The 24674-nt window shown below is 74.2% G+C and carries 20 protein-coding genes; 13 read left to right on the forward strand and 7 right to left on the reverse strand.

Features of this window, described 5'->3' with window-relative positions; translation table 11 throughout:
- The first annotated feature begins 55 nt into the window (after positions 1 to 55).
- Positions 56 to 2026: a BCCT family transporter gene (locus ACI79O_RS10010; RefSeq protein ID WP_456914025.1), complete on the forward strand. Its 1971-nt coding sequence runs from the start codon at positions 56 to 58 to the stop codon at positions 2024 to 2026.
- A 207-nt stretch (positions 2027 to 2233) separates the two neighbouring features.
- On the opposite strand, the gene ACI79O_RS10015 is transcribed toward ACI79O_RS10010, so the two are convergent.
- Complete coding sequence (locus ACI79O_RS10015) at positions 2234 to 3406, reverse strand: NAD(P)/FAD-dependent oxidoreductase (RefSeq protein WP_456892138.1); 1173 nt, start codon at positions 3404 to 3406, stop codon at positions 2234 to 2236.
- On the reverse strand, positions 3403 to 3723 hold the full coding sequence (locus tag ACI79O_RS10020) for a bifunctional 3-phenylpropionate/cinnamic acid dioxygenase ferredoxin subunit (RefSeq protein ID WP_456878109.1): 321 nt from the start codon (positions 3721 to 3723) through the stop codon (positions 3403 to 3405). Before ACI79O_RS10020 ends, ACI79O_RS10015 begins: the two co-directional genes overlap by 4 nt.
- A gap of 127 nt (positions 3724 to 3850) precedes the next feature.
- On the opposite strand from ACI79O_RS10020, the gene ACI79O_RS10025 reads away from it, so the two are divergent.
- Both ACI79O_RS10025 and ACI79O_RS10030 read left to right on the forward strand, forming a co-directional pair.
- Positions 3851 to 4651 carry an IclR family transcriptional regulator gene (locus tag ACI79O_RS10025; RefSeq protein WP_456892140.1) on the forward strand — a complete coding sequence of 267 codons (801 nt, stop codon included), beginning with the start codon at positions 3851 to 3853 and terminating at the stop codon, positions 4649 to 4651.
- 191 nt (positions 4652 to 4842) lie between these two features.
- Positions 4843 to 5964 carry an aromatic ring-hydroxylating oxygenase subunit alpha gene (locus tag ACI79O_RS10030; protein WP_456892142.1) on the forward strand — a complete coding sequence of 374 codons (1122 nt, stop codon included), beginning with the start codon at positions 4843 to 4845 and terminating at the stop codon, positions 5962 to 5964.
- Positions 5965 to 6036: 72 nt separating this feature from the next.
- Here ACI79O_RS10030 and ACI79O_RS10035 read toward each other — a convergent pair whose 3' ends face one another.
- Both ACI79O_RS10035 and ACI79O_RS10040 read right to left on the reverse strand, forming a co-directional pair.
- A complete protein-coding gene (locus ACI79O_RS10035) occupies positions 6037 to 6936 on the reverse strand; it encodes a methylenetetrahydrofolate reductase (RefSeq protein WP_456914026.1) in 900 nt (299 codons plus the stop codon).
- The gene (locus ACI79O_RS10040) at positions 6933 to 8024 is read right to left on the reverse strand and encodes an S-(hydroxymethyl)mycothiol dehydrogenase (protein ID WP_456914027.1); all 1092 of its coding nucleotides are present in this window, start codon (positions 8022 to 8024) and stop codon (positions 6933 to 6935) included. Before ACI79O_RS10040 ends, ACI79O_RS10035 begins: the two co-directional genes overlap by 4 nt.
- 194 nt (positions 8025 to 8218) lie before the next feature.
- On the opposite strand from ACI79O_RS10040, the gene ACI79O_RS10045 reads away from it, so the two are divergent.
- The 6 genes from ACI79O_RS10045 to ACI79O_RS10070 are packed head-to-tail and all read left to right on the forward strand — an operon-like array spanning position 8219 to position 17010.
- On the forward strand, positions 8219 to 9553 hold the full coding sequence (locus ACI79O_RS10045) for a serine hydroxymethyltransferase (protein WP_456914028.1): 1335 nt from the start codon (positions 8219 to 8221) through the stop codon (positions 9551 to 9553).
- The gene (locus ACI79O_RS10050) at positions 9550 to 10782 is read left to right on the forward strand and encodes a sarcosine oxidase subunit beta family protein (RefSeq protein WP_456914029.1); all 1233 of its coding nucleotides are present in this window, start codon (positions 9550 to 9552) and stop codon (positions 10780 to 10782) included. The genes ACI79O_RS10045 and ACI79O_RS10050 overlap by 4 nt, the downstream gene beginning before the upstream one ends.
- A 26-nt stretch (positions 10783 to 10808) precedes the next feature.
- Entirely contained in the window at positions 10809 to 11087 is a 279-nt protein-coding gene (locus ACI79O_RS10055; protein WP_456892150.1) for a sarcosine oxidase subunit delta, read from the forward strand.
- Entirely contained in the window at positions 11084 to 13954 is a 2871-nt protein-coding gene (locus ACI79O_RS10060) for a 2Fe-2S iron-sulfur cluster-binding protein (RefSeq protein WP_456914030.1), read from the forward strand. The genes ACI79O_RS10055 and ACI79O_RS10060 overlap by 4 nt, the downstream gene beginning before the upstream one ends.
- On the forward strand, positions 13947 to 14537 hold the full coding sequence (locus tag ACI79O_RS10065) for a sarcosine oxidase subunit gamma (protein ID WP_456914042.1): 591 nt from the start codon (positions 13947 to 13949) through the stop codon (positions 14535 to 14537). The genes ACI79O_RS10060 and ACI79O_RS10065 overlap by 8 nt, the downstream gene beginning before the upstream one ends.
- Before the next feature lie 4 nt (positions 14538 to 14541).
- Positions 14542 to 17010, forward strand: a complete 2469-nt coding sequence (locus ACI79O_RS10070) for a GcvT family protein (RefSeq protein WP_456914031.1) — start codon at positions 14542 to 14544, stop codon at positions 17008 to 17010.
- Positions 17011 to 17098: 88 nt separating this feature from the next.
- Here ACI79O_RS10070 and ACI79O_RS10075 read toward each other — a convergent pair whose 3' ends face one another.
- The gene (locus tag ACI79O_RS10075) at positions 17099 to 17767 is read right to left on the reverse strand and encodes a GntR family transcriptional regulator (protein WP_456892156.1); all 669 of its coding nucleotides are present in this window, start codon (positions 17765 to 17767) and stop codon (positions 17099 to 17101) included.
- A gap of 140 nt (positions 17768 to 17907) precedes the next feature.
- Between ACI79O_RS10075 and ACI79O_RS10080 the strand changes: the two genes are divergently transcribed.
- On the forward strand, positions 17908 to 19281 hold the full coding sequence (locus tag ACI79O_RS10080; protein ID WP_456914032.1) for an L-serine ammonia-lyase: 1374 nt from the start codon (positions 17908 to 17910) through the stop codon (positions 19279 to 19281).
- Between the two features lie 10 nt (positions 19282 to 19291).
- Positions 19292 to 20140: a formyltetrahydrofolate deformylase gene (gene purU / locus ACI79O_RS10085; RefSeq protein WP_456892160.1), complete on the forward strand. Its 849-nt coding sequence runs from the start codon at positions 19292 to 19294 to the stop codon at positions 20138 to 20140.
- Between the two features lie 81 nt (positions 20141 to 20221).
- On the opposite strand, the gene ACI79O_RS10090 is transcribed toward purU, so the two are convergent.
- The gene (locus ACI79O_RS10090) at positions 20222 to 21616 is read right to left on the reverse strand and encodes an MFS transporter (RefSeq protein WP_456914033.1); all 1395 of its coding nucleotides are present in this window, start codon (positions 21614 to 21616) and stop codon (positions 20222 to 20224) included.
- 216 nt (positions 21617 to 21832) lie between these two features.
- Here ACI79O_RS10090 and ACI79O_RS10095 point away from each other — a divergent pair, with 216 nt between their 5' ends.
- Positions 21833 to 22312 (forward strand): hypothetical protein, encoded by a 480-nt coding sequence (locus ACI79O_RS10095; protein WP_456892164.1) that lies wholly within the window; start codon positions 21833 to 21835, stop codon positions 22310 to 22312.
- A gap of 31 nt (positions 22313 to 22343) precedes the next feature.
- On the forward strand, positions 22344 to 24287 hold the full coding sequence (locus ACI79O_RS10100) for a potassium transporter Kup (protein ID WP_456914034.1): 1944 nt from the start codon (positions 22344 to 22346) through the stop codon (positions 24285 to 24287).
- Positions 24288 to 24314: 27 nt separating this feature from the next.
- Here the strand turns inward: ACI79O_RS10100 and ACI79O_RS10105 are convergent, their stop codons facing one another.
- A complete protein-coding gene (locus ACI79O_RS10105; RefSeq protein ID WP_456914035.1) occupies positions 24315 to 24614 on the reverse strand; it encodes an anti-sigma factor family protein in 300 nt (99 codons plus the stop codon).
- Positions 24615 to 24674 lie beyond the last annotated feature (60 nt).

The raw sequence follows: 24674 nt of genomic DNA on the forward strand, positions 1-24674 counted from the left end.
TGGTTCCCTCATCCGAAGTCGGTCTCGGATGACGCAACAATGATTGGGGAACGTCATGGAGAAACCGCACGAGTCCGCTCCGCCCTCCCACCGCCCCGGCACCCCGGAGACCGTCGCGGCCGACCCGGCGCCCGTCGGCGGCGCCCCGGCCGGGGAGGAGCGCCCCACCGTCCACGCCACCGACGTGACCGTGACCGGGACGCACCCCGCGATCGCGGAGCCGCCTCCCTGTGTCGCCGACCGCCACTGGGCGGTGGACCGGGTCCTCTTCGCCATCGCCGCGGCCATGGCGCTGGGCTTCGTCGTCTGGGGCTTCGCCACGCCCACCGGACTCGGCACCGCGAGCAGCTCGGCCCTCGGCTGGATCACCGGCAACCTCGGCTGGCTGTTCGTGCTCCTGGCCTCGGCCTTCGTCGTGTACGTGATCTGGCTGGCGGCGGGCAGGTACGGGCGGATCCCGCTCGGGCGCGACGACGAGCGGCCGCAGTTCCGCACGATCTCGTGGATCGCGATGATGTTCAGCGCCGGCATGGGCATCGGGCTGATGTTCTTCGGCGTCGCCGAGCCGCTGTCGCACTACGTCGCCCCGCCGCCGCTGACGACCGAGCCCGAGACGTCCGAGGCGATCCAGACGGCCATGGCGACCACGCTGTTCCACTGGACGCTGCACCCGTGGGCGATGTACGCCGTCGTCGGACTGGCCATCGCCTACGGCACGTTCCGGCGGGGCCGCCGTCAGCTGATCAGCTCGGCGTTCATCCCGCTGCTCGGGGAGCGGCGCGCCAGCGGCCCGGTCGGCCGGACCATCGACGTCCTGGCCATCTTCGCGACGCTGTTCGGATCCGCGGCGTCCCTCGGCCTCGGTGCCCTGCAGATCGGCAGCGGCGTCGAGATCCTCGGCTGGGCCGGGGACGTCGGCAACGGCGTCCTGGTGGGGATCATCGCGATCCTGACCGCCGCCTTCGTCGTCTCGGCCGTCTCCGGCATCGCGCGCGGGATCCAGTGGCTGTCCAACACCAACATGGTCCTGGCCCTGGTGCTCGCGCTGTTCGTCTTCGTCGCCGGCCCGACGATCTTCATCCTGAACCTGATCCCCGACGCGGTCGGCAGCTACTTCTCCGACCTCGGCGAGATGGCCGCGCGCACCGAGGCCACCGGCGGCGACGCCATGGCCACCTGGCTGCGCGGCTGGACGGTCTTCTACTGGGCCTGGTGGATCAGCTGGACCCCCTTCGTCGGGCTGTTCATCGCGCGCATCAGCCGGGGCCGGACCATCCGGCAGTTCGTCACGGGCGTGCTGCTCGTCCCCAGCCTGGTCAGCCTGCTGTGGTTCGCCGTGTTCGGCGGCGCCGGGATCGCCGCCCAGCGCAGCGGCGTCGACGTCGCCGGCCAGGGCACCACGGAGGGGCAGCTGTTCACGGTCCTGGAGCAGTACCCGCTGTCCACCGCCGCGACCGTGCTGGTGATGGTCCTGGTGGCGATCTTCTTCGTGTCCGGTGCGGACGCCGCCTCGATCGTCATGGGATCGCTGTCGCAGCGCGGCACGCTGGAGCCCAGCCGCTGGGTCGTCGTCTTCTGGGGCGTGGTCATGGGTTCGGTGGCGGCGATCATGCTGCTCCTGGGCGAGGACGGCGCCGCCCTGACCGGCCTGCAGAACCTGACGATCATCGCGGCGCTGCCCTTCGCGCTGGTGATGGCGCTGATGGCGGTGAGCCTGGTCAAGGACCTCCGGCGCGACCCCATCGTGCTGCGCGGGAACTTCGCCAACCTCGCCATCGAGAAGGCCGTGGTCGAGGGCATCACCCGGCACGGCGACGCCTTCGTCCTGGTGGTGGAACCGGGACGGGCCGCTCCGGACGCCGCCGGCGCGGGGGTCCAGTCGTCCCCGGCGCCCGCGGAGCGGGGTGACCGGCCGCCGGCAGGCCCCCGGGGCAACTTCGTGGCGTCGGCGGACGATCCGGCCGTCCCCGCGCGGAGCCAGCCCCGGGCGGAGGCCGTCGGACGTCCGCTCGAACCGCGCGACTAGGGGCCGGGGACGGCGCGAGCCTCCCGGCAGCCGGACGACACCTGGTCGCCCCGCTGCCGGGAGGCTTCGCCGTGCCCGGGACACCGCCGTGCCCGGGACGCCTGCAGGACCGCTCGGCGCCACGGCGGGGACCCGGGACACGCGAGCGGGCCGCCGTCACCAGGTGACGGCGGCCCGAGGCTGCGCCGGTGGGCCCGGCCGCGGGGGTCAGGACGCGGTCGGCACGGCCGAGCGCAGCCGGCGGCGCCAGCGGGTGAACAGGCGGGGCTGGTTCATCCCGAGGACGGCGACGGGGTGGCCGTCGCGCTCGTAGACCGCGAGGAAGCAGCGGTCGGCGCAGTCGCCCTCCACGACGCGGGCGACGTCGCCCGGGCGGTGCGAGCCGGCGAACTGGATGCGGGCGCCGTACTGGTCGGACCAGAAGTAGGGCACCGGCGCCGGCACCGGCACGCCGGTGCCGAGCAGGGTGGCGGCCGCGGTGGCCGGCTGCTCTAGCGCGTTGGTCCAGTGCTCGACCCGGACGTGCCGCCCCGCGGGAGCCGACCACGTCGCGGCGCAGTCGCCGGCCGCGACCACGCCGGGGAGGCTGGTGGCGCCGCGGGCGTCGGTGAGGACGCCGGCGCCGAGAGCCACGCCCGAGCCGGCCAGCCACTCGGTGTTCGGGACGGCGCCGATCCCCACGACCACCACGTCGGCGGGCAGGCGGGTGCCGTCGGTGAGCTCGACGGCCTGCACCCGGCCGGTGCCGACCAGCCCGGCGACCCCGGCGCCGACCAGGAGGCGCGTGCCGTGGTCGGCGTGCAACCCGGCGCAGACCGCGCCCATGTCGGCGCCCAGCGGGCCGGCCAGCGGGATGGGCTGGGTCTCGACGACGGTCACCTCCAGCCCGAGCGAGCGGGCGGTGGAGGCGACCTCGGCCCCGATGAACCCGGCACCGACCACGACGAGCCGTCCGCCGGCGAGCAGGTCCTGCCGCAGGGCGACGGCGTCGTCCAGCGAGCGCAGCACGTGCACGCCGCCGAGTCCCTCGCTGCCGGGGAGGCGTCGGGCGCGGGCACCGGTGGCGAGGACGACGCCGTCGGCGCGGACCTCGCTGCCGTCGTCCAGCAGCACCGAGCGGGTGGCGGGGTCGAGGCCCACCGCCGTGGTACCCAGCCGCCACTCGAGGCCGAGGTCCTCGTCGTCGGGTGTCCCCAGGGCGATGTCGTCCACGGACGACACCCCGACCAGGAAGTCCTTCGACAGGGGCGGGCGGTCGTAGGGCGGGTGCACCTCGTCGCCGACCACCACGACGCGTCCGTCGTAGGCCTGCTCGCGCAGTGCCCGCGCGGCCGAGAGGCCGGCCAGCGAGGCCCCGACGACGGCGATGGTGGAGGTCATGCGGCGCCCTCCACGGCGACTCCCGGCTGCACGTAGACCATGCCGTCCCGCACGACGACCCGGTGGGTGCGGACCGGTGTCTTGGCCGGCGGGCCCGACACCTGCCCGGTGCGCAGGTCGAAGCAGGAGGCGTGCAGGGGGCACTCCACGGCGCAGCCCTCGAGCCAGCCGTCGGCCAGCGAGGCGTCCTGGTGGGTGCACGTGTCGTCGATCGCGAGGAACTCGCCGTCGACGTTGAAGACCGCGATGGGCTCCTCGGCCTCCACTCGGGTCGCCTCACCGGGCGGCAACGCGGTCGTCGGGCAGACCGGGATCATCGGTACTCCACGTCGGTCGTTGTTGCGTGTTGCGCAACGATGTGCCTCTGACGCAACAGCATGACCCGCCCGGGTGACGGCGTCAAGAGCGGGACCGACCCCGCCGTCCGCCACCTACGCTGGGGTCGTGAGCGGGCCGCAGGAAGAGAGCGCAGAGCGAGGTCAGGCCGCCGTCGTCCAGTCCGTGGACCGGGCCCTGAGCGTGCTCGAGATCCTCGCGGCCCAGGGTGAGGCCGGTGTCACCGAGGTGGCCGCCGAGCTCGGCGTGCACAAGTCGACGGCCTTCCGCCTGGTGGCGGCACTGGAGAGCCGGGGCTTCGTCGAGCAGTTGGCCGATCGTGGCAAGTACCGGCTGGGCTTCGGTCTGGTGCGCCTGGCCGGTGCGGCCGCCGCGCAACTGGACATCGCCCGGGAGGGGCGGCCGATCTGCCAGGCGCTGGCCGCCGACCTCGAGGAGACCGTCAACATCGCCATCCTCGACGGCGACCGGGCGGTGAACGTCAGCCAGGCGCGCGGGCCGGCGGCGCTCAGCACGCACAACTGGGTGGGGCAGGGCACCCCGCTGCACGCGACGTCGAGCGGCAAGGTGCTCCTGGCGCACGCCCCGGACGCCGTCCGCAAGGACGTGCTCTCCCGCGACCTGCCGCGCTACACCCCCGCCACGGTCACCGACCCCGAGGCGCTGCGGCAGGACCTCGACCGGGTCGTCGAGCAGGGGTGGGGCAGCACGGTCGAGGAGTACGAGATCGGGCTCAACGCCGTCGCCGCGCCCGTGCGGGGTGCGGACGGGGACGTGGTCGCGGCGCTCAGCGTCTCGGGACCGTCCTTCCGGATGCACCCCGAGGACTTCCCGCGGCTGGGTCGGCGGGTGGTGGCGGGCGCCGACGAGCTGAGCCGGCGACTGGGCTTCTTCGGTCCGCCCCGCTGACCATCCGCTGCGGCGGCGGGCAGCCTCTCGGCGGGCTGTTGCGCATGACGCGACCCGCTGATTAATGTGCAACGAACGGTCGTCCTGAGCTCGCCGGTGGGCGACGGCCGTGGTTCGTCGCAGACACCGCGTCGTGCGACATCTGGCGTGTCCTCCACATCGCATCGCCCGACGGAACCCCGAGGTGCCGTATGACCACCACCGACCTGCCCGCGAGCCTCATCTCCACGTTGCCGGGCCACTACTACACCGACCCGGCCGTCTTCGCGCTCGAGCAGTCCCGTGTCTTCGAGGACATGTGGTTCTGCGCCGTGCGCTCGAGCGACCTCCCGACCCCGGGGTCCTTCCGCAAGGTCCAGGTGGGGAGGGAGAGCGTGCTCGTGGTCCGCAGCCGGGACGGCCGGCTGCGGGCGTTCCTCAACATCTGCCGGCACCGGGGCGCGCAGATCTGCACGGAGGACTCCGGCGCGGTCAAGCGGGCCTTCCAGTGCCCGTACCACGCCTGGACCTACGACCTCGAGGGCAAGCTGGTCGCCGCTCCCAACCTCACGAAGATGCCCGACGTCGACCGGGTCCGGTACGGCCTGGTGCCGGTGGCGCTGCGCGAGTGGCTGGGCTACGCGTGGGTCTGCCTCGCGGACGAACCGCCGTCGTTCGAGGACGGGGTCGTGGCCGACGTCGTCGAGCGGCTGGGGAGCGAGGCGGTGATCGAGAGCTACGACCTGGACTCGCTGTCCGTGGGACGCCGCATCACCTACGACGTCAAGGCGAACTGGAAGCTCATCATCGAGAACTTCATGGAGTGCTACCACTGCGCGACGATCCACCCCGAGCTCACCGAGGTGCTGCCCGAGTTCGCCGACGGGTACGCGGCGCAGTACTTCGTCGGGCACGGCGCGCAGTTCGGGGACGACGTCGAGGGCTTCACCGTCGACGGCAGCGCGGGCTTCGACCGGCTCCCCGGCGTCGAGGAGGAGCAGGACCGCCGCTACTTCGCCATCACGGTCCGGCCGACGGTCTTCGTCAACCTGGTGCCCGACCACGTCATCTTCCACCGCATGTTCCCCGTCGCGGCCGACCGGACGATCGTGGAGTGCGACTGGCTCTACTCCCACGAGGTGGTCGAGTCGGGCAGGGACGTGACCCGGTCGGTGGAGCTGTTCCACCGGGTCAACGAGCAGGACTTCGCCGCCTGCGAGCGGACGCAGCCGGCCATGTCCTCCCGCGCCTACGCGAACGGCGGCGTGCTGGTGCCCTCCGAGCACCACATCGGTGTCTTCCACGAGTGGCTGACCCAGCGCCTGTCGGACTGAGCCGGCACACACGGCAACGGGGCCGGGAGGACGTCGTCCTCCCGGCCCCCTTGCCGTCCGCGGGCGTACCGCTCAGCCGTCCCCGGCGTCCGACAGGCGCGCCAGCCACTCCTGACGCCACGCCTCGGTCCGCGCCACCTCGTTGAAGGTCGACACGTGGAGGCCCTGCAGGCGGTGCCCGGGGCCGCCGAGGGCGGGTGCCAGGCGTTCGACGAGCCGGTCGGGCCGGTACCCGTGGGGGAGGAGGAAGCGCCAGAGGAGGCCGTGCTGCTTCGACAGGAAGCGGGCCGACTGCCCCAGGCCGAGCCCGGCCGAGATGCGGACCAGCTTCTGGCGCGTCACCGCTCCGGGGATGCCGACGCGGATCGGCAGGTCGACACCGCGCTGCGCGACGCGGCGCGCCCAGGCCGCCGTCGTCGCCGCGGAGAAGCACAGCTGCGAGACCACGTGGGTCGCGTGCCGGGCCTTCCGCTCCAGGGCGCGCTCGACGACCTCCCGGCCGATGTGCCCGTGCCCCTCGGGATACCCGCCGATCCCCACGTGCCGGAAGCGGTGGCCGAGGCCCTCCAGCTCCTCGAGCAGGGAGAGCGCGTCCGGGAACGGGCCCACCGGCTCGGCGGCGTCGCCCCCGACGACGAACACGCCCTCGACGCCGGCGGCGTGCAGGCGGGCGACGACGTCGGCGAGGTGCGACGGGCCGTGGACCAGCCGCGCGGCCAGGTGCGGCGTGACGCCGAAGCCGTGGCCGGACAGGCGCTCGGCCAGGTCCAGCGTGGGCGTCAGGCCCCGCGCCTCGGTGACCGTCACCGTGAGCGGCACGGTCCGCGGGACGTGCTCGACGACCTGCTCCTCGGCCCCGCGCAGCGGCAGGACCTCGTAGCCGGCCTCCCGCAGCGCCTGCTGCAGCGCGCCGCGGGGTCGCCGCAGCACCGGCCCGGGGGAGCCCGGGCCGGTGTCCGCCCGGACGCTCACTTGTCGAGCACCACGACCGAGCGCAGCACCTCGCCCCGGCGCAGGTCGTCGAACGCCGCCTCGACGTCGTCCAGGCCGATGACGTCGGTGACGAAGCGGTCGAGCGGGAACCGCCCCTGCAGGTACAGGTCGACCAGCAGCGGGAAGTCACGGCTGGGCAGGCAGTCGCCGTACCAGGAGGACCTGATGGCGCCGCCGCGGCCGAAGACCTCGATGGCGGGGAGCTCGATGCGCATGTCGGGGGCCGGCACGCCGACCATGACCACGCGGCCGGCGAGGTCGCGGGCGTAGAAGGCCTGCTCGAACACCTCGGGGCGGCCGACCGCGTCGATCGCGACGTCGACCCCGAAGCCGCCGGTGAGGGCCCGGATCGCCTCGACCGGGTCGGTCGCGCGTGAGTTGACCGTGTGCGTGGCGCCGAACTGCTTCGCCCACTCCAGCTTCCGGTCCTCGACGTCGACGGCGACGATCGTCGTCGCCCCGGCCAGCCTCGCCCCGGCGATCGCCGCGTCGCCGACGCCGCCGCAGCCGAACACCGCCACGCTCTCGCCGCGCCGGACCGCGCCGGTGTTCATCGCGGCGCCGGCGCCGGCCATCACGCCGCAGCCGAGCAGCCCCGCCGCGGTGGCGGGGGCGGCCGGGTCGACCTTGGTGCACTGGCCGGAGTGCACCAAGGTCTTCTCCACGAAGGCGCCGATGCCGAGTGCGGGGGAGAGCTCGGTGCCGTCGGTCAACGTCATCTTCTGCGCGGCGTTGTGCGTGTCGAAGCAGTACTGCGGCTCGCCCCTGAGGCACGCGCGGCACTGCCCGCACACCGCGCGCCAGTTGAGCACCACGTAGTCCCCGACCGCGACGTCGGTGACGCCCTCGCCGACGGCGGCGACGGTGCCGGCGGCCTCGTGGCCGAGCAGGAACGGGTACTCGTCGGTGATGGTGCCGTCGCGGTAGTGCAGGTCGGTCGCGCAGACCCCGCAGGCCTGCACGTCGACCACCGCCTCCCCGGGGCCGGGATCGGGCACCACGATCGTCTCGACGCTCACCGGAGCGCCCTTGCTGCGGGCGACGACGCCCCTCACCTCGTAGGCCATGACGGCGGATCTCCTCTCGGGGGACGTACGGACCGGACGCGGGGCTGCCCTGCGGAGCGTGCCGCGGAGGCGGGCGGGGCGGGCCGGGGAGGTCGTCCCCGGGCGCCTCTTGACCCCGTCCGGCGGTCACCCTACGGTGTTGCACGACTGATATACCAGTCCTCGGCTCCATCTCATGACAGGAGGGACCCGGCATGGTCGTCCAGCTGGACGGAGCGCCACCGGCCCCGGCCCGGGCTCGTCCCGACCGCGTCCTCGACCGGTCGCTGGCCGACACCGACCCCGAGGTCGCCGACGCGATCTCCGCCGAGCTGACCCGGCAGCAGACCACGCTGGAGATGATCGCCAGCGAGAACTGCGCCCCGGTCGCGGTGATGGAGGCCCAGGGCTCGGTGCTGACCAACAAGTACGCCGAGGGATACCCCGGCCGGCGGTACTACGGCGGCTGCGAGCACGTCGACGTCGTCGAGCAGCTGGCCATCGACCGGCTGAAGGCGCTGTTCGGCGCCCAGTACGCCAACGTGCAGCCACACTCGGGTGCGCAGGCCAACGCCGCGGCGATGTCGGCTCTCCTGCAGCCCGGCGACACCATCCTGGGCCTGGACCTCGCGCACGGCGGCCACCTGACCCACGGGATGCGGCTCAACTTCTCCGGGAAGCTCTACGACGTCGCGGCCTACCACGTGCGGCCGGACGACCACCGCGTCGACATGGCCGAGGTCGAGCGGCTGGCCCACGAGCGGCGGCCCCGGCTGATCGTCGCGGGCTGGTCGGCCTACCCGCGGCAGCTGGACTTCGCGGAGTTCCGGCGGATCGCCGACGAGGTCGGCGCCCACCTGATGGTCGACATGGCCCACTTCGCGGGGCTGGTGGCCGCCGGGCTGCACCCGTCGCCCGTCCCGCACGCCCACGTGGTCACCTCGACCACCCACAAGACCCTCGGCGGCCCGCGCGGCGGCGTCATCCTGGCCACCGCCGACCTGGCGAAGAAGTTCAACTCGTCGGTCTTCCCCGGCCAGCAGGGCGGGCCCCTGGAGCACGTGATCGCGGCCAAGGCCGTCGCCTTCAAGCTGGCCGGCGAACCCGCCTTCCGGGAGCGGCAGGAGCGCACGCTCGCCGGCGCCCGGATCCTGGCCGACCGGCTGCTGGCGCCCGACTCGCGCGCGGCGGGCGTCGACGTGGTCAGCGGCGGCACCGACGTCCACCTGGTCCTGGTGGACCTGCGCGCCTCGGAGCTCGACGGCCGGCAGGCCGAGGACCGGCTGCACGCGATCGGGATCACCGTCAACCGCAACGCGGTGCCGTTCGACCCCCGCCCGCCGATGGTCAGCTCCGGTGTCCGCATCGGCACCCCCGCCCTGGCGGCGCGCGGCTTCGAGGTCGACGACTTCGCCGAGGTCGCCGACGTCATCGCCACCGCGCTGCGGCCCGAGGTGGACGAGGCCCAGCTGGCCGGGCTCCGCGGGCGGGTCACCCGGCTGGCCGGCCGCCACCCGCTCTACCCCGACCTGACGGAGGTCGCCCGATGAGCCCCCGCACCCCCGGCGCGGACCTGCCCGAGCACCCCGACGCCCTCTGGCGGAACCCCGAGCCGAAGCGCTCGTACGACGTCGTCATCGTCGGCGGCGGCGGGCACGGCCTGGCCACCGCCCACTACCTGGCGAAGAACCACGGCATCACCGACGTCGCGGTCCTGGAGAAGGGCTGGCTGGCGGGCGGCAACATGGCCCGCAACACCACGATCATCCGGTCCAACTACCTGTGGGACGAGAGCTCGGCGATCTACGAGCACGCCCTGAAGCTGTGGGAGGGACTCGAGGAGGACCTCGGCTACCCGATCCTGTTCAGCCAGCGCGGCGTGCTCAACCTCGCCCACACGCTGCAGGACGTCCGCGACAGCGTGCGCCGGGTGGAGGCCAACAAGCTCAACGGCATCGACGCCGAGTGGCTCGAGCCCGACGAGGTCCGCAAGGTCTGCCCGGTCGTCAACACCTCGCCCGACATCCGCTACCCGGTCATGGGGGCCACCTACCAGCCACGCGCCGGCATCGCCAAGCACGACTACGTGGCCTGGGGCTTCGCCCGGCGCGCCGACCAGGCCGGGATCGACCTGGTCCAGGACTGCGAGGTCACCGGCTTCCGCACCGACGGCGACCGGGTCACCGGGGTGCAGACCACCCGCGGCACGATCGCCGCCGGCCGGGTCGTCCTCTGCGCGGCGGGGCACACCTCCGTGCTCACCGATCTGCTGGGCATCCGGGTGCCGATCCAGAGCCACCCGCTGCAGGCCCTGGTCTCCGAGCTGCTCGAGCCGGTGCACCCCACCGTGGTCATGTCCAACGCCGTCCACGTCTACGTCTCCCAGGCGCACAAGGGCGAGCTGGTCATGGGCGCCGGCGTCGACTCCTACAACGGCTACGGCCAGCGCGGCGCCTTCCACGTCATCGAGCGCCAGATGGCCGCCGCCGTCGAGCTCTTCCCGGTGTTCGCCCGGGCGCACCTGCTGCGCAGCTGGGCCGGCATCGTCGACGTCAGCCCCGACGCCTCGCCGATCGTCGGGCGGACCCCGTACGACAACGTCTACCTCAACTGCGGCTGGGGCACCGGCGGGTTCAAGGCCACGCCCGGCATCGGCTGGGCCCTGGCGCACACCGTCGCCCACGACGAGCCGCACCCGACCGTGGCGCCGTTCAGCCTCGACCGCTTCGTCACCGGCGCGCTCGTCGACGAGCACGGCGCGGCCGCCGTCGCCCACTGACGTCGTTCCCCACCCAGGAGCTCTCCGTGCAACTCATCCCGTGCCCGTGGTGCGGCCCCCGCGAGGAGGCCGAGTTCTCCTACGGCGGCCAGGCCTCCGTCCCGTACCCGGACGACCCGGGCGCGCTCTCCGACGAGGAGTGGGCGCACTACGTCTTCTTCCGCGACAACCCCCGGGGCCGCTTCACCGAGCGCTGGCACCACAGCGCCGGCTGCCGCCGCTGGTTCACCGCCGTCCGCGACACCGCCACCTACCGCTTCGAGCGCGTGGACCGCCTCGACGACCCGAAGCCGGTGACCCCGTGACGAGCAGCTCCCGGACGGCCGACGGCGGCCGCATCGACCGCACCACCACCCTCGAGTTCACCTTCGACGGGGAGACCCTCACCGGCCACCCCGGCGACACGCTGGCCTCGGCCCTGCTCGCCTCCGGCCGCCACCGGGTCGCCACCAGCGTCAAGCTCGGCCGGCCGCGCGGCATCGCCGCGGCCTGGGCCGAGGACCCGGGCGGACTCGTCCAGATCGAGGAGCCCTTCCCCGAGCCCATGCTGCTGGCCACCACCGTCGAGCTCTTCGACGGGCTGGCCGCCTCCGGCCTGCCGGGACAGGGACGTCTCGCCGACGTCCCCGACTCCGCCCGGTACGACGCCGTGCACCACCACGTCGACGTGCTGGTCGTGGGGGCCGGTCCGGCGGGGCTGGCCGCGGCGCTCAGCGCCGCCCGTGCGGGGGCGAGGGTCGCGCTCGTCGACGAGCACTCCGAGGCCGGCGGCTCGCTGCTGTCGGGCACCGACCGGCTCGACGGCGCCCCGGCGCCGGACTGGGTGGCGGGCGCGGTCGCGGAGCTGGCCGCGCACCCGGAGGTGCTGCACCTGCAGCGCACCACCGCCTTCGGCAGCTACGACGACGGCTTCGTCCTGGCGCTCGAGCGGCGCACCGACCACCTCGGGGCGGCCGCACCGCGGCACCTGTCCCGGCAGCGGGTGTGGCGCTTCCGGGCCCGCGCCGTCGTCGTGGCGACCGGGGCCCACGAGCGTCCGGTCGTGTTCGCGGACAACGACCGCCCGGGGACCATGCTCGCCGGCGCCGCCCGGACGTTCCTGCACCGGTACGGCGTGCTGCCCGGCCGCGAGGCCGTCGTCTTCACCACCAACGACAGCGCCTACGACGCCGCCCTCGACCTCTCCCGCGCCGGCGTGCGGGTGCAGGCGGTGGTCGACGCCCGGCCGGAGGGCTCGCCGCGCCGGCGCGAGGAGTGCGAGCAGGCCGGCATCCGCGTCCTGCCCGGCGCCGTCGTCACCGGCACCCGTGGCGAGGAGCGGGTCACCCACGCCCTCGTCGCCCCGTTCGCCGACGGGGAGGTCGGCGCCTCCTCCGCCGTCGCCTGTGACCTGCTCCTGGTCAGCGGCGGCTGGAACCCGGCGGTGCACCTGTTCAGCCAGGCCCGCGGCCGGCTGCGCTACGACGAGGCGCTCGGCGCGTTCGTCCCCGGGGAGGACCTCGACGGCCTCTCGGTCGCCGGCTCGGCGGCCGGCGTGTCCGACCTGGCCGGGTGCCTGGCCGACGGGCAGCGGGTGGCCCGCGCGGCACTGACCGCCCTGGCCATCGCGCCCGCGGCCGAGGACCGGCTGCCCACCGCCCCGGAGCCCGTCGCGCCGGCCGCGCCCCTGGTGCTGTGGCGGGTCCCCGACACCTCCGGCGCCGCGGGCAGCACCTCGTTCGTCGACCTGCAGCGCGACGCGACGGTCGCCGACATCGCCCGCGCGGTCGGTGCCGGCCTGCGCTCCATCGAGCACGTCAAGCGCTACACGACGATCGGGACGGCGCACGACCAGGGCAAGACCTCCGGCGTCCTCACCTCGGGCATCACCGCCGAGCTGCTGGGCATCCCGGTGCAGGACACCGGCACCACCACGTTCCGGCCGCCCTACACCCCGGTCGCCTTCGCCGCGCTGGCCGGCCGCGACCGCGGCCGGCTCTTCGACCCCGAGCGGGTCACCGCGCTGCACGACTGGCACGTCGCGGCCGGCGCGGTCCTCGAGGACGTCGGCCAGTGGAAGCGGCCCCGGTACTACCCGCGGCCCGGCGAGGACATGGAGGCCGCGGTCCTCCGCGAGTGCGCCGCGGCCCGGACCGGCGTCGGCATCCTCGACGGCTCCACCCTCGGCACGATCGACGTCCAGGGCCCCGACGCCGCCGTCCTCCTCGACCGGCTCTACACGAACCTGATGAGCAGCCTGAAGGTCGGCTCGGTCCGCTACGGCGTCATGTGCGGCGTCGACGGCATGGTCATCGACGACGGCACGGTGCTGCGGCTGGCCGAGGACCGCTTCCTCGTCCTCACCACGACCGGCGGCGCGGCGAAGGTCCTCGACTGGATGGAGGAGTGGCTCCAGACCGAGTGGCCCGACCTGCGGGTGCACTGCACGTCGGTCACCGAGCAGTGGGCCACCTTCCCCGTCGTGGGCCCCCGCTCCCGCGACGTGGTCGGCGCAGTCTTCCCCGACGTCGACGTCTCGAACGAGGCGTTCCCGTTCATGACCTGGCGGGACGCCACCCTCGAGGGGGTGCCGGTCCGGCTGGCCCGGATCAGCTTCTCCGGCGAGCTCGCCTTCGAGGTCTACGTGAGCCCCTGGTACGCCGTCGCGGTGTGGCAGCGGCTGATCGAGGCCGGCCGCCCGTTCGGCATCACGCCGTACGGCACGGAGACGATGCACGTGCTCCGCGCGGAGAAGGGCTACCCGATCATCGGGCAGGACACCGACGGCACCGTCACCCCCCACGACCTCGGCATGGCGTGGGCCGTGTCGAAGAAGAAGCCGGACTTCGTCGGCAAGCGCTCCTTCGCCCGCCCGGCCAACTCCGACCCGCTGCGCAAGCAGCTGGTCGGCCTGCTGCCCGTGGACCGGCAGACCGTGCTGCCCGAGGGGTCGCAGATCGTCGAGTTCCGCGCCGACGGCCAGCTGCCGCCCCCGCCGGTCCCGATGCTCGGGCACGTCACCTCCAGCTACCGCAGCGCCGAGCTCGGACGCCCGTTCGCCCTCGCCCTGGTCAAGGGCGGCCGGTCCCGCGTCGGCGACACCGTCCACGTGCCCGTCGACGGCGCCCTCGTCCCGGTCGAGGTCACCGGGTCGGTGCTGGTCGACCCCGAAGGAGCCCGTCGTGATGGCTGAGCTGCTGCGCACCCACCCGCTCGAGGCGTGGACCACCCGGTTCGCGCGGCTGCCCGCCGACGTCGGCATCGCCGTCGAGCCGTACGTCGCGACGGTCGACGTCCGGCTGCCCGCGGTGGGCACCGAGGCCGCCGCGGCGCTGGGCGTGGACCTGCCGACGGCGCCGAACACCTGGGTGCCCGCCGGCTCGGGACGGGCCGTCTGGCTCGGCCCCGACGAGTGGCTGCTGACGAGCACCACGGAGACCCCGGAGGAGCTCGAGGCCCGCGTCCGTGCCGCCGTGGTCCCGCTGGGCGGGTCCGTGACGGACGTCTCCGCCCAGCGGATCGGTCTCCGGCTGACCGGTGCGCGGGTGCGGGACGTGCTCGCCAGGGGCTGCTCGATCGACCTGCACCCGCGGGTCTCCGGGCGTGGCCGCAGCGCGCAGACCACGCTCGGCCAGGCCGGGGTCGTGCTGCTCACCCTCTCCGACGCCGGCGACGACCACCTCGTGCTCGTCCGGTCCTCGTTCGCCGGCTACCTCGCCGACTGGCTGCTCGACGCGGCCCTCGAGTTCACCCCCACCACCGCCGGTCAGGAGTAGAGCCATGTCCACCACGCCTCGTGTGGTCGTCATCGGAGCGGGCATCGTCGGGGCCAACCTGGCCGACGAGCTGACCGCCCGCGGCTGGGACCGCGTCACCGTGGTCGACCAGGGACCCCTCCCGCTCACCGGGGGCTCCACGTCGCACGCGCCCGGGCTGGTCTTCCAGACCAACGCCTCGAAGACGATGACCGCCTTCGCGAGCTACACGGTCGAGAAGTTCCTGGGCATGGACGTCGACGGCGCCTGGTGCTTCAACCAGGTCGGCGGCCTCGAGGTCGCCACCACGCCGGAGCGGCTCGCCGACCTGCACCGCAAGCACGGCTGGGCCACCTCCTGGGGCGTCGAGGCGCAGGTGGTCGACGTGGACGAGTGCCTCCGGCTGCACCCGCTGGTCGACCGCGACCGCATCCTCGGCGGCCTGCACATCCCCAGCGACGGCCTGGCCAAGGCGTCGCGGGCGGTCGTCGCCCTGGCCCGCCGCGCCGAGGCGCGGGGCGCCCGCTTCCAGGGGTCCACCCGGGTGACCGGGATCGAGCAGGCCGGTGGCCGGGTGACCGGCGTCCGCACCCCGGACGGCGTTCTCCCCGCCGACATCGTCGTCTCCTGCGCCGGCTTCTGGGGCCAGGAGCTCGGCGCCATGGTCGGCATGGACGTGCCCCTGCTGCCGCTGGCCCACCAGTTCGTCTGGACCGGCCAGGTGCCCGAGCTGGTCGGCCGCAACGACGAGCTCGGCGAGGCGAGCCTGCCGATCCTGCGCCACCAGGACCAGGACCTCTACTACCGCGAGCGCGTCGACCGCCTCGGCATCGGGTCCTACGCCCACCGGCCGATGCCCGTCGACCTGGGCGAGCTCCCCCAGGGCGACGGCGTGCGGGAGTCGGCGATGCCCTCGATGCTGCCCTTCACCGAGGAGGACTTCGCACCGGCGTGGGAGCAGAGCCGGCTGCTGCTGCCCTCGCTGCGGGCCACGAAGATCGACTCGGGCTTCAACGGCGTCTTCTCGTTCACCCCGGACGGCGGCCCGCTGATCGGCGAGTCGCGGGACGTGGCGGGCTTCTGGATCGCCGAGGCGGTTTGGGTGACGCACTCGGCCGGTGTCGCCCGGTCGGTGGCCCAGCTGCTCGTCGACGGCCACTCGGAGCTCGACCTGCACGGCTGCGACGTGCACCGCTTCGAGGACGTCCAGCTCGCGCCGGAGTACGTCCGCGAGACCTCGCAGCAGAACTTCGTCGAGGTCTACGACGTGGTCCACCCGCTGCAGCCGCGGCTGTCCCCGCGCGACCTGCGGGTCAGCCCCTTCCACGCCCGGCAGCAGGAGCTCGGCGCGGTGTTCCTCGAGGCCGCCGGCTGGGAGCGGCCGCACTGGTACGAGGCCAACGCGCACCTGGTGGACCGGCTGCCCGCGGAGTGGGTGCCGCCGGAGCGCGACGCCTGGGCGGGACGGTTCTGGTCGCCGATCGCGGCGGCGGAGGCGTGGCGGACCCGCACGGCCGTGGCGCTGTACGACATGACGCCGCTCAAGCGGCTGGAGGTCAGCGGCCCCGGCGCCCTCACCCTGCTGCAGCGGCTGACGACCGGCGAGATGGACAAGTCCGTCGGGTCGGTCACCTACACGCTGGCCCTCGACGAGGCCGGCGGCATCCGCAGCGACCTCACCGTCGCCCGGCTCGGCGAGCAGCTGTTCCAGGTCGGCGCCAACGGTCCCCTCGACCACGACCACCTGCTGCGCGAGGCGCCGGACGACGGCAGCGTGCAGGTCCGGGACGTCACCGGCGGCACCTGCTGCATCGGCCTGTGGGGCCCGCGGGCCCGCGACCTGGTCCAGCGGGTCAGCTCCGACGACTTCTCGAACGACGGGCTGCGGTACTTCCGCGCCACGCGGGCACGGATCGGGGGAGTGCCGGTGACGGCGATGCGGCTGTCCTACGTCGGCGAACTGGGCTGGGAGCTCTACGCCTCCGCCGACGACGGCCGGCGGCTGTGGGACGTGCTGTGGTGCGCCGGCCAGGACCTCGGCGTGGTCGCCGCGGGCCGCGCGGCCTTCGCCAGCCTCCGGCTGGAGAAGGGCTACCGCGCCTGGGGCCACGACATGACCACCGAGCACGACCCCTACGAGGCCGGTCTCGGGTTCGCGGTCCGCCGGCAGAAGCAGCACGACTTCGTGGGACGGCAGGCCCTCGCCGGGAAGGGCGACGACACGGTGCGCCGCCGGCTGTCCTGCCTGACGATCGACGACGGCCGCAGCGTCGTCCTCGGCTCCGAGCCGGTGTTCGTCGACGGCCGCCCGGCCGGCCACGTGACCAGCGCGGCCTTCGGGCACACCGTCGGCCGGCCGATCGCCTACGCCTGGCTGCCCGCCTCGGCGACCGTCGGGACGGCTGTCGAGATCGAGTACTTCGGCACCCGCATCCCCGCCACCGTCGCCGCCGAGCCGCTCGTCGACCCCGAGATGACCCGCATCCGAGGCTGATGGAGGACCCAGGTGACGTGCTGGAACGGCCCCCCTCAGGGGCCCGCGCCGAACGGAGTGCGGCGTGGGCCCCTGAAGGGGGGTCCTTTCAGATGACCGCGCGGATCGCCGTCTCGAAGCCGAGCACGTGCTCGCGGGCGAGGTCGTCGGCCCGGTCGGTGTCGCCGGCGGCGATCGCCCGGAGCAGCTCCACGTGCTCCCGGACGTGCTCGTCGACCGTGGGCAGGCGGTCGAGGAAGTGGCAGAAGATCCGCGTCGCCAGGTTGTCGTAGCGGATCAGGACGTCCTCGAGGTGGGGGTTGCCGGCCGCCCGGTAGATGGCCCGGTGCACCGCGAGGTCCCAGCGCATGAGCTCGGTCCGGTCGACCCGGGTGACGTCGAGCTGCTCGATGTGCGCGGCCAGGTCCTCGAGGTCGGGGCGTGGCGTCCGGGTGGCGCGCTCAGCGGCCCGGCGGGCGGCCAGGGGCTCGAGTTGGGCGCGGATGTCGGAGATGTGCGCCAGGTCCGAGATGTCCATGCCGGTGGCGAACGTGCCCCGCCGCGGGTAGGACACGACGAGCCGGTCGCCCTCCAGGCGCTTGAGCGCCTCGCGGACCGGGGTGCGGCCGACGCCGAGGTCCTGGGCCAGGTCGTCGTCGTCGATCGGGTCGCCCGGCCGGATGTCGAGCATGATCAGCCGGTCCCGGATCGCCACGTAGGCCCGGTCCGCCAGGGACGAGGCGGCCGGCTGGTCCAGGTCCAGCGGAGCGACGGTCACGCGCAGATCGTAGGCGTTGACCGCCTGCGGGTCTTGCCTCGTCAGAGGAATCGACATACCGTCATCCTACTGACTGATATACCAACTGTGTACCTCCGTCGCCGGGCGGTCGTCGCCGCGGCGGGTGGGAGGGGGCCCGGGTGACCATCAGCGCCTTCGACCTCTTCAAGGTCGGGATCGGCCCGTCCAGCTCGCACACCGTCGGGCCGATGCGGGCCGCCTGCTCCTTCGCCGCCGGGCTGCGGCACGAGGGGGTGCTCGGCCGGGTGGTCCGGGTGCGCTGCGAGCTGTTCGGCTCGCTCGGCGCCACCGGCCACGGCCACGGCAGCGTGCCGGCCGTCGTGCTGGGCCTCGAGGGCGAGGACCCCGAGACCGTTGACCCGCTCGCGGCCCGGCCGCGGGTCGAGGCCGTCCGCCACGACGGCAAGCTGCGGCTCGCCGGCGAGCACCTCGTCGAGTTCTCCGTGGACGACGACGTCGTCCTGCACCGGCGCAGGCGGCTGGAGTTCCACAGCAACGGCATGCTCTTCCTGGCGCTGGGCGCCGACGGGACGGAGCTGAGCCGGCGCACGTACTACTCCGTCGGCGGCGGTTTCGTCCTCGACGAGGACGAGGCCGGCGACCCGGTGCTCGTCGAGGACGGCACGCCGGTGCGGTACCCGTTCCGCACGGGCGAGGAGCTGCTGGCCCACGCCCGGGAGACCGGCCTGCGGATCAGCGACCTGGTGCTGGCCAACGAGCTGTCCTGGCGCACTGAGGCCGAGGTCCGCGCGGGCCTGCTGCACGTCTGGTCGGTGATGCAGGAGTGCGTCGAGCGGGGGACGCGGGCCACCGGCGTCCTGCCCGGCGGTCTGCGGGTCCGGCGCCGGGCGGCGGCGCTGCGGGCTCAGCTGGAGGAGCACCGCGACGACTCCGACGCCCTGCGGGCGATGGAGTGGGTGACGCTCTACGCCCTCGCGGTCAACGAGGAGAACGCCGCCGGGGGTCGCGTGGTCACCGCCCCGACCAACGGCGCCGCCGGGATCGTGCCCGCGGTGCTGCACTACTACCGCGACTTCCTCGACTCCTACTCCGAGGACGGCGTGGTCCGGTTCCTGCTCACCGCCACGGCGATCGGGCTGCTGTTCAAGGAGAACGCCTCGATCTCGGGAGCCGAGGTGGGGTGCCAGGGAGAGGTGGGCTCGGCCTGCTCCATGGCGGCCGCGGGCCTCGCCGAGGTCCTCGGTGGCACGCCCGAACAGGTGGAGAACGCCGCCGAGATCGGGATCGAGCACAACCTCGGGCTCACCTGCGACCCCGTCGGCGGGCTGGTGCAGATCCCGTGCATCGAGCGCAACGCGGTGGGGTCGGTCAAGGCGATCACCGCGGCGCGCATGGCCGTCCGCGGGGACGGCCGGCACCACGTCTCGCTGGACAAGGCCATCAAGACGATGCGCGAGACCGGCGCCGACATGAAGGACAAGTACAAGGAGACCGCCCGGGGCGGGCTGGCCCTCAACGTCGTCGAGTGCTGAGGAGGCACCCGTGTCGCACCCCTTCACCCTCACGCTGAGCTGCCAGGAGCGCCCGGGCATCGTCCACGCGGTCACCGCGTTCCTCTTCCAGCGCGGCTGCGACATCGTCGAGCACCAGCAGTTCGACGACGCCGTCCGCGGTCAGCTGTTCCTGCGGACCGCGTTCGTGTGCGCGGAGCAGACCGACGCCGACCGCCTGGCGGCGGACTTCCGGGCGGTGGCCGACGAGTTCGGCATGACCTACCAGGTCACCGGCGACCAGCCGCAGCGGGTGCTCGTCATGGTGTCCCGGCTGGGGCACTGCCTCAACGACCTGGTCTTCCGCTGGCGCGCGGGCAGCCTCGGTGCCGACCTCGTCGCCGTCGTCTCCAACCACGAGGACCTGCGCCCGATGGCCGAGGCGGCCGGCCTGCCGTTCGTCCACGTGCCCGTGACGCCGGCGACGAAGCGGGAGGCCGAGGCCCGGCTGCTCGAGCTGGTCGACGAGCACGCGGTCGACCTCGTGGTGCTCGCCCGGTACATGCAGGTGCTCTCCGACGAGACCTGCGCGGCCCTGCACGGCCGGGCGATCAACATCCACCACTCGTTCCTGCCGGGCTTCAAGGGCGCCAAGCCCTACCACCAGGCCTTCGACCGCGGCGTCAAGCTCGTCGGGGCGACCGCCCACTACGTGACCCCCGACCTGGACGAGGGGCCGATCATCGAGCAGGAGGTCATCCGGATCGACCACACCCACGACCCGCGCGCCCTGGCCACGGTCGGCCAGGACGCCGAGGCGCTCGCGCTCTCCCGGGCCGTGCGCTGGCACAGCGAGCGGCGGGTGCTGCTCAACGGCCACAGCACCGTCGTCTTCCGCTGACCCCGAGCCCGGACCGCACCCGCCCCCGGGTCCGGGGCGCCTGACGGCGCACCGCGGGCCCGCTCGGGGCCCGCGTCGTCCTCAGGCCGGCGACGCCACCGACCCCGCGGTCCGCAGCCGACGGGACTCGACGGCGAGCGTGGCGACCCCCGCGACGAGGAGCAGGGCGGCCACGACGCGGAGCACCAGGTCGATCCCGCCCGGGGTCGGCCGGCCACCGCCCACCGCCTCCACGACCGCGGTGGCGGCGACCACGCCCACACCGCCGATGCAGATCAGGACGGTGAGCAGCACGCTGGTGCCCTCGGCCGAGCGGGCCGCGGGCAGGACGTTCTGCACGGCGAGCTGGCTCAGGGCGTAGCCCATGCCGGAGGTGATGCCGCACAGCCCCATCGCGGCGACGTACAGCGGCAACGGGCCGGCCAGCGACAGCAGGGCCAGTGCGGGCGCGGACAGCAGCACCGCCGCGCCCATGACCAGCCCCGCGGGATGGCGGGCCGACAACCGCCCGGACAGCGGCCCGCACAGCGCCAGCCCGGCCGAGGAGACGAAGAAGAGCATCCCGGCCGTGGCCGCGGACAGCCCCCGCACCTCCTGCAGCTCGAGGGTGGCCAGGACGACGTAGACGCAGGCCCCGATGTTCGCGACCGTGCCGGCGACCGTGAGCAGCACGAAGAGCCGGTCGTGGAGCAGGGACGGGCGGACCAGCGGTGCCCGGGCCCGCGTCTCGACCAGCCCGAACACCACCAGCAGCGCGACGCCGACGCCCAGGGGGACCAGCGTCGCCCGACTCGCCCAGCCCTCGACGCCGCCGTCGTCGATCGCGATGCTGACCAGGGCGAGGCCGGCCACCACCGTCAGCACGCCCCACCAGTCCAGGCCGCGCAGCGTGCGGGGCCCGGTCTCGTCGCGGGACTCCTGCAGCCGCCGCCCGCCCGCCACCGCCAGCGCGGCGAGCGGGACGTTGAGCAGGAACACCCACCGCCAGCTCACGGTCGAGGCCAGCACCCCGCCGACGACCGGCCCGAGCGCCGTCCCGACCCCGGCGACCCCGAGCAGGGCACCGGTGACCCGCGGCCGCTCCGCCTCGGTCGTCGCGTTCGTCACCAGGGCGAACGCCGTCGGCAGGATCATCGCCGCGCCGATCCCCTGGGCCACCCGGGCGGCGAGCAGCAGCGGCACGGACGACACGAGGCCGCAGACCAGCGAGGTCGCCCCGAAGACCGCGACGCCGGCCAGCAGCACCCGGCGCCGTCCCAGCACGTCACCGGCCCGGCCCGCGGGGATCAGCAGCGAGCCCAGGGCGATCATGTAGCCGCTCAGCAGCCACTGCAGGTCCGTCGTGGTCGACCCGAGGTCCGCCGCGATCGTGGGCAGCGCGAGGCTCAGCGAGAAGAAGTCGAGCTGGATGCAGAACAGCGCCCCACCCACGGGCAGGAAGGGGATCGCCGACCGGAGACTCGCGGGCGTGGGCACGTGCACCACCACTTCCCTCATCGGGCGCGAGGAGTCTCGCAGCGCGACGGCACCCCCTCAAGGACCCTCGGCGCGACCGGACGCCGGCCGGGGACGGGCACCCCGGCGCGCGTGCCGTCCGCCGTGCGCGCGGTCGGTCACCGGCGGGGCGTCCCGTGGGACGATGCCCGGGCCGGACCCAGGGACCCGCGTCCCACTCCGCACCGGGAGGCGCCCGTGGCAGCTCCCCAGGCCCTCGAGCCGCTCGTGCTGACCGCGATCGAGGACTACTTCCGGCTGCTGCAGGCCCACGTGCCCGCGGAGCAGATGCTCGCGGAGGTGCTGACCCAGGACTTCGAGACCGGGTTCGTCGGCGGGTTCACGTGGCGCGGCCCGGACGGGCTGGCCGACTTCCTGAGCACCCGCGCGGTCTTCTTCGACGAGTCGCACGAGATCCTGCAGCTGATGGACGTGGAGAAGACGGCCGAGGACGTGATCCGGGCCCGCACGCGGCTGCGCTTCTCCCTCCGCCGCCGGGACCCCGGTGCCGCGGTGAGCGAGGAGTTCACCGGCCAGGCCTTCCACACCTGGCTCTTCCGCGCGGACCCGTCCGGTCCCGGGTGGCGGGTCGCCGCTCAGATGGTCGACGGTTTCGCGCTGCTCGACGACAACGCCGCGGCCCTCTTCTCGACGCCGGACGAGGGCATGCGCACCTGAGCGCGGCCCGTCAGCGAGAGGAGCCGCGCCGGTGGCCCGATCCGTACCGCCTGCCGGCGTGCGACCGGACGGGACACCGGCACGGGCGTCGCGCGCGGACGCCGCACCGCACCGGCCGGCACTCGTGCTGGGGGCGCTCGGGGTCGTGTACGGCGACATCGGCACCAGCCCGCTCTACGCGGTGGAGACGGTGTTCGCCGTCGACGGCGGTGCGGTGCGGACCACCGCGGATGACGTGCTCGGCGTCGCGTCCCTGGTGTTCTGGTCGCTCACGATCACCGTGACCGTCAAGTACGTGGTGTTCGTCCTGCGGGCCGACAACGACGGCGAGGGCGGCGTCCTGGCCCTCGCGGCCCTGGTCTCCCGGTCGCTGCGCGCGGGCCCGGGCCGGCGTGCGGGCCTGGCGATGGTCCTGGGCGTCCTGGGGACCTCGCTGTTCTTCGGGGACAGCGTCATCACGCCGGCGATCTCGGTGCTCTCGGCCGTCGAGGGCCTGGAGGTCGTGTCGCCGGGGCTCTCCGGCGTCGTCCTCCCCCTGGCCGTCGCGGTGCTGACCGCGCTCTTCGCGGTGCAGCGCTGGGGCACCAGCCGGGTCGGCAGGGTCTTCGGTCCGGTCATGCTGGTGTGGTTCGCCGTCCTCGGCGCGGCCGGGCTGGCGCAGGTGCTCAGCACGCCGGGGGTGCTCCGCGGACTGTCGCCCTCCTACGCCGTGCTCCTCGCCGCCGACCGGCCCGCCGTCGCCCTCGCCGCGATGGGGGCGGTGGTGCTGGCGGTCACGGGTGCGGAGGCCCTCTACGCCGACATGGGCCACTTCGGCCGGCGGCCGATCCGGCTGGCCTGGTCGTTGCTGGTCTTCCCGGCGCTCGTCCTCAACTACCTGGGGCAGGCGGCGCTGGTCGCCCGGGACCCGGCCGCCCGGCGGGAGCCGTTCTTCCTGCTCTACCCGTCCTGGGCGCACGTGCCGGTGGTCGTGCTCGCCACCGCCGCCACCGTGATCGCGTCGCAGGCCGTGCTCGCCGGCGCCTTCTCGGTGTCCCGCCAGGCCGTGCAGCTGGGCTTCCTGCCGCGGCTGCGCATCCGGCACACCTCCGCACGGGAGGCCGGTCAGGTGTACGTGCCGGTGGTGAACCGGGTGCTGTTCGTCGCCGTGCTCGTCGTGGTGCTCGGCTTCGGCTCCTCGGCCCGGCTGGCCACCGCCTACGGCGTCGCGGTGACCGCCACCTTCCTCGTCACCACCGCGCTGCTGCTCGCGGTCGCCCGGCTGCGGTGGGGCTGGTCGGGGCGTCGGCTGCTGCTCCTCGGCGGTGTCCTGGGGGCCGTCGAGCTCACCTACTCGGCCGCCACCCTGCCCAAGGTCGCCCACGGCGGGTGGCTGACCCTCCTGCTCGCGGCCACGGTCTTCACGGTCATGACCACCTGGCACCGCGGACACGAGCTGCTGGTGGCCCGGCGGAGGGAGTCCGAGGGGCCGCTGCGCCGGTTCCTCGACGAGGTGCGCGCCGCGGGGGTGCCCCGCGTCCCCGGCGCCGGGATCTACCCGCACGCCTCCGGGGACACCGCCCCACTCGCACTGCGGACCACGGTCGACCGCTTCTCCGTCCTGCACGAACGGGTCGTGGTCGTCTCCGGCCGGACGGCGACCGTGCCGCACGTCCCCGAGGACCGGCGGGTGACGGTGGAGCCCCTCGGCCCGGCCGGCGACGGCTTCGTGCACGTCACCGTCGAGTTCGGCTTCCTCGACCCGCCGGACCTCGCGGCCGCCCTCCGCGGGGCGGTACCCGGAGGGGACGGCGACCCGGACACGGTGACCTGGTTCGTGACCCGGCCGGTGCTGCGGCCCACCCGGCGGTCGGGGATGAGCGCCTGGCGGACCCGCCTGTTCGTCGCGCTGGCCCACGGCTCGGTGGGGCACAGCGAGTACCTGTCCCTGCCCGCCCCCCGGACCGTCGTCACGGGAGCCGAGATCGACCTGTGATCCCGCCCGGAGCCTCGCCGCGGCCGGTCAGTGGCCGCCGTCCCCGTCCCGGGCGTGGAGGGTCCGGAACACCTCGAGCAGCCGGAGACGGGCGGCCTGGGGCAGCGCCGGGGTGTCGGTGGCCCGCAGCGCTGCCGACGTCCGGCGCATCTGCTCCAGGTAGACCGCGCACGCCTCGCACAGCTCCAGGTGGGCCGCGACCGCCCGCTCGACGTCCTCGGCGAGGGACCCCTCGAGGTACTCGGTGACCAGCTCGACGAACTCCTGGCAGGCGACCTCCAGTGCGGGGTCCCCACCTGCGGGGCGAGGGCTCGGCAGCTCGGCCATGGCGCTCTCCTCCTCTCGGCGCACCGGCCCGCGCCGTCGATCAGCGCCCGTGGCCGGGTG

Source organism: Geodermatophilus sp. SYSU D00696, assembly GCF_054050235.1.

Coding starts and splice junctions, on each gene's coding strand:
- ACI79O_RS10010 (WP_456914025.1), top strand. CDS start 56: ATGGAGAAACCGCACGAGTCCGCTCCGCCCTCCCACCGCCCCGGCACC.
- ACI79O_RS10015 (WP_456892138.1), bottom strand. CDS start 3,406: ATGACCTCCACCATCGCCGTCGTCGGGGCCTCGCTGGCCGGCCTCTCG.
- ACI79O_RS10020 (WP_456878109.1), bottom strand. CDS start 3,723: ATGATCCCGGTCTGCCCGACGACCGCGTTGCCGCCCGGTGAGGCGACC.
- ACI79O_RS10030 (WP_456892142.1), top strand. CDS start 4,843: ATGACCACCACCGACCTGCCCGCGAGCCTCATCTCCACGTTGCCGGGC.
- ACI79O_RS10040 (WP_456914027.1), bottom strand. CDS start 8,024: ATGGCCTACGAGGTGAGGGGCGTCGTCGCCCGCAGCAAGGGCGCTCCG.
- ACI79O_RS10045 (WP_456914028.1), top strand. CDS start 8,219: ATGGTCGTCCAGCTGGACGGAGCGCCACCGGCCCCGGCCCGGGCTCGT.
- ACI79O_RS10050 (WP_456914029.1), top strand. CDS start 9,550: ATGAGCCCCCGCACCCCCGGCGCGGACCTGCCCGAGCACCCCGACGCC.
- ACI79O_RS10065 (WP_456914042.1), top strand. CDS start 13,947: ATGGCTGAGCTGCTGCGCACCCACCCGCTCGAGGCGTGGACCACCCGG.
- ACI79O_RS10070 (WP_456914031.1), top strand. CDS start 14,542: ATGTCCACCACGCCTCGTGTGGTCGTCATCGGAGCGGGCATCGTCGGG.
- ACI79O_RS10105 (WP_456914035.1), bottom strand. CDS start 24,614: ATGGCCGAGCTGCCGAGCCCTCGCCCCGCAGGTGGGGACCCCGCACTG.